Source organism: Ideonella sp. (genome assembly GCF_035254525.1).
Taxonomy (GTDB): domain Bacteria; phylum Pseudomonadota; class Gammaproteobacteria; order Burkholderiales; family Burkholderiaceae_C; genus Ideonella.
Map to the genome: position 1 here is coordinate 1 of NZ_DATFAN010000021.1, position 2,648 is coordinate 2,648.

Annotated in this window: 2 protein-coding genes; both read left to right on the forward strand. The window is 71.2% G+C overall.

Features of this window, described 5'->3' with window-relative positions; all coding sequences use genetic code 11:
• Positions 1-362 (forward strand): uroporphyrinogen decarboxylase family protein (locus VJ693_RS01865; RefSeq protein ID WP_324151765.1); only part of this gene is annotated, 362 nt, incomplete at its 5' end.
• A 353-nt stretch (positions 363-715) separates the two neighbouring features.
• Positions 716-2,648 (forward strand): replication restart helicase PriA (priA, locus tag VJ693_RS01870; protein ID WP_324151766.1); only part of this gene is annotated, 1,933 nt, incomplete at its 3' end.

Sequence of the window (2,648 nt, forward strand, 5' to 3'; positions counted from 1 at the left end):
GCCCGTGGCTCGACGAGCTGGCGGACAGCGGCGCCGACGTGATCGGCCTGGACTGGACCGTGAACCTCGGCCAGGCCCGTGCCCGCGTGGGTTCACGCGTGGCCTTGCAGGGCAACCTCGACCCCAACGTGCTGTTCGCGCCGCCCGAGATCGTGCAGGCCGAGGCGCGCCGCGTGCTGGACAGCTTCGGCCCGCCGCAGCGCGCGGATTCGGCGGGCGGCGGCTGGGACGGGCACGTCTTCAACCTCGGCCACGGCATCAGCCAGTACACGGCGCCGGACCACGTGGCGGCGCTCGTCGAAGCCGTTCACGCCCACTCGCGCACGCTTCGTAAACGCTCCCATACGCCCAAGCCTGCTTGAGGTGGTATGGGGGTTTTTCCGGGTGAGTGCTCGCTCAGGGCTTGACTTATCCCCAAATCCCAGGGTGCGACAGATCACCGCTTCGGCCGGTGTCACGAAACCATCAAAATCGCGGCGATACGTGGCAAGTATTTGATTAGAAAGAATTTTTCGCCACTGCCTCAGAATCGGGCAACCCAAGGCCGACCACGGTACATCAAGCATTTAGCACGCCCGACCGCAGCTTTCCCACAATGTTATCCACAGGAACGGTGGGCAAGTCTGAAAGATGTTTCGAATCATGGACTTAAGCGGAACATCTCAACTTCTGCTGGCGCCGAGGCCCTTTTCGGCGTTGGCGCGCGCGGCGCGGCATGACACGCGTTGAGGTGGCGGTCGAGACGCCCGCACACGCCGGGCTGGCCGATACCCTGGACTACGAGAGTGAGCAGCCGCTCAGCGCGGGCACGCTGGTGCGTGTGCCTCTGGGCCGGCGCGACGTGCCAGGTATCGTCTGGGCAGGCCCGGCCGATGGAGCCCGAGCCGACCGAGGAGACGACCGCACGGGCGACCGCAAAGACCCGGCCGGCGGTGGTTCCTTCACGCTGAAAGCCGTGGCCGAGGTGATCGCCAGCCTGCCGCCCCTGCCGGCGGCGTGGTGCCGGCTGGTGGAGTTCAGCGCGCGCTACTACCAGCGTGCGCTCGGCGAGGTGGCGCTGGCAGTGCTACCGCCCGAGTTGCGCAAGCTCGACGACGCCGGCCTGGCCAAGCGGCTGCGGCTGCAGGACAAGCGCGCCGCGCTGGCCGCCGCGAAAGCCACCGACCCGCCGGCCGCGCCCGAGCGCCCGGCGCTCACCGCGGAGCAGGCCGCCGTGTTGGCCGCGATCGACGCCGCGCCGCCGGCGTGCCACCTGCTGCACGGTGTCACCGGCAGCGGCAAGACCGAGGTCTACCTGCGACTGGCCGAAGCGGCGCTGGCCGCCGGCCGGCAGGCGCTGGTGCTGGTGCCCGAGATCAACCTGACGCCGCAGCTCGAGGCCCGCTTCGCCGCGCGCTTTCCGGGCCGGCGGCTGGTCTCGCTGCACAGTGCGCTGACGCCGGCGCAGCGGCTGGGCAACTGGCTGGCCGCGCACCGGGGCCAGGCCGAGCTGGTGCTCGGCACGCGGCTGGCGATCTTCTGCCCGCTGCCGCGGCTGGGCGTGATCGTGGTCGACGAGGAACACGACCCCAGCTACAAGCAGCAGGATGGCGCGCGCTATTCGGCGCGCGATCTGGCCGTCTATCGGGGCCGGCTGGAAAGCGTGCCGGTCGTGCTCGGCTCGGCGACGCCGTCGCTCGAGAGTTGGCACCACGCACAGACCGGCCGCTACAAGCTGCTGACGATGGCCGAGCGCGTCGGCCAGGGGCCGCTGCCGGTCGTCAGGGTCGTCGACATGACGCAGCAGCCCAAGCCCGCGCCGGGCGAGCCGCCGCTGGCGCTGGCGCCGGCCTTGCAGGCGGCGATCGAAGCGCGCATCGCGCGCGGTGAACAGAGCCTGCTGTTCCTGAACCGCCGTGGTTTCGCGCCGGTGCTGCATTGCGCGGCCTGCGGCTGGAAGAGCGCCTGCCCGCATTGCAGCGCCTGGCGCGTCTTTCACAAGCTCGACCGCACGCTGCGCTGCCACCACTGCGCCTTCACCGAGCGCGTGCCGCGCGCCTGCCCCGAGTGCGGCAACCTGGACATCCAGCCGCTCGGCCGGGGCACCGAGAAGTTGGAGGAACAGGTCGGCGCGCTGCTGCAGGGGGTGCAGCGCCCCGATGGCGCGTCGCCCCGCGTTGCCCGCATCGACGCCGACACCACGCGGCTGAAGGGCACGCTCGAGCAGCAGCTCGCGGCGGTGCACGCCGGCGACGTCGACGTGCTGGTCGGCACGCAGATGGTCACCAAGGGCCACGACTTCCGCCGTGTCACGCTGGTGGCGGCGGTGGACCCGGACGGCGCCTTGTTCACCGCCGACTTCCGCGCCCCGGAGCGCCTGTTCGCGACGCTGATGCAGGCCGCCGGCCGGGCCGGCCGAGCGGCCGAGGTGGCGCAGGGCAGCGAGATGTGGATCCAGACCGCCAACCCCAGCCACCCACTGTTCGCGGCGTTGCGGGCGCACGACTACGCGCGCTTTGCCGCCAGCCAGCTGCGCGAGCGCGAGATGGCCGGCTTGCCGCCTTTCGCCCACCTGGCACTGCTGCGCGCCGAGGCGCGCGAGGCGGCGGTCGCTGAAGGCTTTCTGCGCTCGGCGCGCGACGAAGCCCGCGCGATCGCCGAATCGCTCG